The sequence below is a fragment of the Variovorax sp. 01T439_2 genome, assembly GCF_056398445.1.
The window spans coordinates 1-5934 of the sequence record NZ_JBFTPJ010000411.1; the positions used below are offsets into that span (position 1 = coordinate 1).

Genomic DNA, 5934 nt, shown 5'->3' on the forward strand with positions numbered 1-5934 from the left:
TCGTCGAACAGGCCGCCCTGGTCGGCGCTCGCGGCGGCGCCGCGGGCCATCTGCTTCTTGATGTTTTCCTCGATCAGCTCGGGCGGCACTTCCAGCGCCTCGAGCGACTTGACCAGGCTCTTGAAGCCGAACCGCTCGTAGAAAGGCTTGAGCTCGGCGGTCTGCGGCGCGCCCACCGGCAGGCCTTCGAGCGAAGGCAGGCCGGCGACGTGCGCAGCCAGGTCGCAATCGGTGCGGATGGTGACGAGCTGGCGGCTCAGCGGGAGCTTGTCGATGGCCTTGCGCAGGTTCTCGCCGGCCTGGCCCTTCACCTCGGCGGCGCGCTCGATCAGCGCGTCGAGCGAGCCGTATTCGAGCAGCCACTTGGCGGCTGTCTTGGGGCCGACTTTCTCGACGCCGGGCACGTTGTCGACCGCATCGCCGACCAGCGTCTGGTAGTCGATCATCAGGTTGGGCGGCACGCCGAACTCCGACGTGACGCCCGCCACGTCGCGCTTCTTGCCGTTCATCGTGTCGATGATGGTGATGTGCTCGTCCACCAGCTGGCTCAGGTCCTTGTCGCCGCTCGACACGATCACCTCGATGCCCTGCTGCGCCGCGGTCTTGGCGAGCGTGCCGATCACGTCGTCGGCCTCGATGTCGGGCACGCACAGCACCGGCCAGCCCATCAGCTTGACCACCTCGTGGATGGGGTCGATCTGGCTGCGCAGGTCGTCGGGCATGGGAGAGCGGTTGGCCTTGTATTCGGGATACAGGTCGTCGCGGAAGGTCTTGCCGGGCGCATCGAAGATGCAGGCCGCGTAATCGGCGCGCACCTCGCGGCGCAGCGCCGTCATCATGTTGATCATTCCGCGGATGGCGCCGGTCGCCGGGCTCTTCGGGTCGCCGGGCACGGCCCGCAGGTCGGGCATGGCGTGGAAGGCGCGGTAGAGATAGCTCGAGCCATCGACGAGCAGCAGCGTTTTCTTGTCGGTCATCGGGCCATTTTGCCGTGCCCGGACCGGCATCCCGAACCACGCCTGCAAGCGCCGCCCGCCGACACGCCGAAAGCGCCCCCGCGCCTACAATCCCTCTATGCCTAGCCCCACACTCCTGGTACGCCCGCGCCGGCCGAGCCGCTACAAAATCAGGAGCAGGCCGAGGGCCGCCGCAACCAGAAGGTCGAGCACATCCACACGGAAGACAGCGGCGCCTCGGTCGACGAGGTGCGCTATGGCGGCCGCACGCAGAGCATCAACGTGAAGCCCAAGGCCAATGTGCCGGGCTACGAGGTGCGGCCCAACGATCCAGGCGCGCGTGCGGGTTCCGGCGATGCCAACTCGAACGGCAATGGCGCCCGGGTCTGGAACGTGATGAAGTTCTGACCGTGCCGCGCCTTCCATCTGCAGCAAGACGCTGAGCACCGCCATGGCAGTTTTTACCGAAGTCGAGTTCGGCGAGGCGGACGCGCTCGTGCAGCGCCTGGGCCTCGGCCCCCTGCGCGAGCTGCGCGGCATCGAGGGCGGCATCGAGAACACCAACTACTTCGCGACCGCCGAAAGCGGCGAGTTCGTGCTGACGCTGTTCGAGCGCCTCGGCGCCGAGCAGCTTCCCTACTACCTTTGTCTGATGAAGCACCTGGCGGGCCGCGGCCTGCCGGTGCCCGAGCCGGTGGTCGATCCGGCCATCCAGCCGCCCTCGGGCCATGCGCTGACGATTCCCGCCAACCCCCCGTGCGAACTGCTGCTCAAGGTGGCGGGCAAGCCGGCCGCGCTGGTGCAGCGGCTCTCGGGCCGAAGCGAACTGGCGCCGGGCACGGCCCATTGCGCCGAGCTGGGCGCCCTGCTCGCGCGCATGCACCTGGCCGCGCGCGACTTTCCGCGCATCCAGCCGAACCTGCGCGGCCTCGCATGGTGGAACGACACCGTGCCGGTGGTGCTGCCCTACGTGGACGAATCGCAGGCGGCGCTGCTGCGCGCCGAACTCGCGTATCAAAACCACATCGCCGAATCGTCGGCCTACGCGGCGCTGCCGCGCGGCCCGGTGCATGCCGACATGTTCCGCGACAACGTGATGTTCGCCACCGGTGAAGACGCCGGCGCAGCGCCGCGCCTCACCGGCGTTTTCGACTTCTATTTCGCGGGCACCGACACCTGGCTGTTCGACCTGGCCGTGTGCCTGAACGACTGGGCCATCGATCTTTCAACGGGCCGGCACGACGCCGAACGCGCCGACGCGCTGCTCGCGGCCTATGAAAGCGTGCGCCCGCTGAATGCGTCCGAGCGCGCCCTGCTGCCCGCCATGCTGCGCGCCGCGGCGCTGCGCTTCTGGATTTCGCGGCTGTGGGACTTTCACCTGCCGCGCGAAGCCAGCATGCTCAAGCCGCACGACCCGGCGCACTTCGAGCGCGTGCTGCGCGAGCGCGCCACCCATCCGCATGCCATGGCGCAGTCGCTCGAGCCGCTGCCCGCCTGAGCCTTCAAGAATGAAACTCCACATCGTGCCGGCGCGAACCGGCGCCGAATGGGTCCGCCTCGGGCTCAAGACCTTCTGGCGGCAGCCGCTCGCCTTCATCTCGCTGTTCTTCCTGCTGATGGCGCTGATCTCGACGGTGTCGCTGCTGCCGCTGGTGGGCAGCGTGCTGGCGCCGATCCTGCTGCCCTTCATGACGCTGGGCCTGATGGTGGCCACTTCAATTGCCTACACCGACAACGCCGAGGGTGCCGGCACCGCCGGCCATGCGCAGCGGCCCACCGGCTCGGCCATGTTCGTGGCGGTGGCGGCCGCCATGCGCACCGAGTGGCGCTCGCTGGTCAAGCTCGGCGTGATCTCGGCGGCGTATTTCGTGGTGGCGGTGCTGCTCACGAGCTTCATCGACGGCGGACAGCTGGCACGCGCCTACCTGCTCGACGACATGCCCTCGGCCGAGACCATCGCGAGCAGCGACTTCCAGGTCGCGCGCATGTTCCTCATGTGCCTGAACCTGCCGCTCTCGCTGGCAATGTGGCACGCCCCGGCGCTCGTGCACTGGCACGGCGTGGAGCCGGTCAAGAGCATCTTCTTCAGCGTGGTGGCACTGTTCCGCAACTTCGGCGCCTACGCGCTCTTCGTGCTGGCGTGGTTCGGCGTGTTCCTGCTCGCGGGCATCGGCATGGGGCTCATCGCCACCGTGCTGATCGGCGTGGGCGCGGCGGCCGGCGGCGCGGCGCTCATCGGCAACGTGCTGATCGTGGGATCGGCGCTGGTGCTCGCGGCCATGTCGCTGAGCTCCACCTGGTTCACCTTCCGCGACAGCTTCGATCCGAGCTGATCCGCCTCCTCCTCAATCGGCCGCGGCCTTGTCCTTGCGCAGGCTCGCGAACAGCGACCAGGCCATGCCAGCCAGCAGCAAGAGGCCGATGCCCAGCGCGCCCCACAGCCACCACTTGCGCGCCGGATCCGGCGGCGTGGGCACCGGCAATTGCGCCRCCGCGGCCACTGCTGCATCGACGGCGGCCACCGGCGGCTGCGGCAGCACGACGGTGGCCTCGTCCGCCGCCACCGGCTTGTTCGCGCTGTAGCCCGGCAGCAGGGTGGCAAGCGCGAGCGCCGCGCCGGGCGGACCGCCCTGCACGGCGTTCTTCGGCGGCACGGCATTCCAGGCCAGCGAATAAGGTGCGGCACCTTGCGCCAGGAACACCAGCGTGCGCGGCGTGGCGCCCACCACAATCGACGGCGGCGCCGCGCCCAGCAGGCTCACCGGTCCGGCGGTGCGCAGCCGCAGGTGCGTGTAGCGCGCGCCGTCCAGCGCCAGCACCGGCGAGCGCGCCTCGCCGCCCGTTTGCGCAAGGCGGTACACCACGGTGTCGAGCAGCGGCACCTCGCCCGCGCTGCCGGTGGGCGCCACAGGCGGGCGCTGCCGATGCCGCAGCGCATACAGCGGATTGCGCGGCACGGGCGCCGGATCGGCGGGGACCGTCGGCGTGGCGGCGAGCAGGCCCGAGATGCCGACCTGCGCCAGCGTGTTGACGTCGGCCAGGTCGATGCGCAGCGCTTCCACCGGCAGGCCGCGCGGCAGTGCGTAGTCGCAATGGTCGGCGCCGCAGCGCTCCGGCTTGAGCGCGCCGGACCATTGGAGCGGCGCCGCGGGTTCGGCCTCCTGCACGCTGTCGATTGCCACGCCGGTCAGCGGCGCGCCGTTCTGCGGATCGCTCCAGCGCAGGCGCAGGAAGCGCGCATGCACGCCGCCCAGTTCGACCGCGAGGCGTTCGATGGTCTGCCCGCCGTGCGCAAGCCGCACCAGCTGTTCTTCGCCCCCAACTGGCCGCCAGTGCCGCAGGTCGTCGCTGGCCTCCAGCCTGAAGGCGAACAGGCCGCGCGCCTCCGGCGCCACCTCGAAGCGCGCCTGCAGCAGGCCGCCCTTGAGCTGGCTCGCATCGATCAGCCACTGCGCCGCCTCGGCCTGCTGGCGCGCTGGCTTGCGGGCCAGCGCCAGCGAGCCGTCGGGACGCACCCTGAAGCCCAGCGATGCCTCGTCCGATGCATCTGCGGCACTCGCGGGCAGCGCAAAGATCGGCACCTCCTTCGAGCTGAAGCGCGGGRCCGCGGCCTCGTCGCGCAGCCATGCGTAGGGCACGGCATTGCCGGTGGCATTGCGCACCCGGATGTCGCGCAGGTCGCTGCGCGCGGCCAGGCCGTAGATGCCCAGCGGCAGTGTGAGCCGGTAGTACGGCCCGCTGCCCTGCAGGGCAATGGGCGCGGTGGTGGCGGGCTGCGCGCCAGCCGCACCACACCAGGCCGCGGCCATGGCCATGGCCACGGCGAGGCGAACACCCGCCAGGAGAAGCGACGGCTTCGTGTTCTGCTTCATGCTGCACCTCCTTCGGGCAACACAACATCTTTCTCCTTTTCGATCTTCTTTGGCGGCACGGGCGCGAAATAGCCCACCAGCAGCAGCAATGCGCCCACCGCGATGAACGACACGATGCGGAACAACCCGCCCCGGTCCGCCAACTCGACAAAGAACAGTTTCAGCACCACAACGCCAAGCAGCGCCGCGCCGCCGACCCACAGGGTGCGCACCCCGCGTGCATGGCCGAGCACCATCGCGGCCACGCCGCAGACGGCCCAGGTGATCGAGAGCGCCGCCTGCGTGAGCCACGAGGCGTAGAGCGCGTCGAAACGCCATTCGACGCCCGCATAGTGATGGCAGCTGCGCAGCACCATGCCCGTCAGGAGCGCCAGGCCGGTGAGGCCGAGCACGCCCTTCGCCACCATGGGCTGCACGCGCGCGAACGACGCCGGCGGCAAGGCGCGCCACCAGAGCACCAGCGCGAACAGCACCAGCCACTGCGCGAGTTCGAGCGGGTTCAAGAGCGGCACGTAGGGCAGCGGCGCCGCGTCGCCCGGGCTCGCGCCGTTGGTGACCCAGGTCCAGGCGAGCAGATAGGCCGCCACCGGCATCGCCGCAACTTCGAGGTAGGCGGCGCGGTACTCGGCCAGCGGCCAGCGCTGCAGCAGCGCGCGCGAGCGCAGCATCCACAGCGCCACCGCGGGCACGATGGCCCAGCCCAGCAATTGCCAGCTCGACCATTCCGCGCCGATGCGCGCGAGCTGCCACTGGCACTCGCGCGCCGCGAGCAGCACAAAGAACCAGAAGCCCGCCACGTGGAAAGGCACCAGCGCCGATGCGCCCAGCCAGCGCCTTTGCGCATGCAGCAGCCGCAGGTGCCACAGCAGCGCCAGCGGCCAGGCGATCCAGCCGAGCGCGCTCGACGGCACGTAGACCAGTGGCGCTGCCAGCGCAACGGCATGGACGGCGATCAGGCCGAGGCCCGGCAAGGTGGCCAAGGTCGCGCGGCCGAGCTGCGGCCAGCCGCGACGGTGCGCCACGAGCGCCGAAAGCGCGGAGGTCACGAGCACGATCGCCACCGCGGCCGCGGCCAGGTGCGCGGCCAGCCCGTTGCGGCGCAGTAC

At 70.3% G+C, this 5934-nt stretch carries 6 protein-coding genes; 3 read left to right on the top strand and 3 right to left on the bottom strand.

Going from position 1 to position 5934, the window contains the following annotated elements; all coding sequences use genetic code 11:
- The coding region (locus AC1DOC_RS19045) for a 5'-3' exonuclease (RefSeq protein WP_478130279.1) at positions 1–977 on the bottom strand (977 nt) is incomplete at its 3' end.
- Positions 978–1205: 228 nt separating this feature from the next.
- Here AC1DOC_RS19045 and AC1DOC_RS19050 point away from each other — a divergent pair.
- The 3 genes from AC1DOC_RS19050 to AC1DOC_RS19060 are packed head-to-tail and all read left to right on the top strand — an operon-like array spanning position 1206 to position 3289.
- Positions 1206–1364, top strand: a complete 159-nt coding sequence (locus AC1DOC_RS19050; protein ID WP_478130280.1) for a hypothetical protein — start codon at positions 1206–1208, stop codon at positions 1362–1364.
- A gap of 43 nt (positions 1365–1407) precedes the next feature.
- Entirely contained in the window at positions 1408–2454 is a 1047-nt protein-coding gene (locus AC1DOC_RS19055; protein ID WP_436301468.1) for a homoserine kinase, read from the top strand.
- A 10-nt stretch (positions 2455–2464) separates the two neighbouring features.
- Positions 2465–3289 (top strand): BPSS1780 family membrane protein, encoded by an 825-nt coding sequence (locus AC1DOC_RS19060; RefSeq protein WP_018903138.1) that lies wholly within the window; start codon positions 2465–2467, stop codon positions 3287–3289.
- Positions 3290–3301: 12 nt separating this feature from the next.
- Here AC1DOC_RS19060 and AC1DOC_RS19065 read toward each other — a convergent pair whose 3' ends face one another.
- A complete protein-coding gene (locus tag AC1DOC_RS19065; protein WP_478130281.1) occupies positions 3302–4828 on the bottom strand; it encodes a DUF3999 domain-containing protein in 1527 nt (508 codons plus the stop codon).
- Positions 4825–5934, bottom strand: a 1110-nt coding sequence (locus AC1DOC_RS19070) for a DUF2339 domain-containing protein (protein WP_478130282.1), incomplete at its 5' end; no start/stop codon positions are given. The genes AC1DOC_RS19070 and AC1DOC_RS19065, both read right to left, overlap by 4 nt.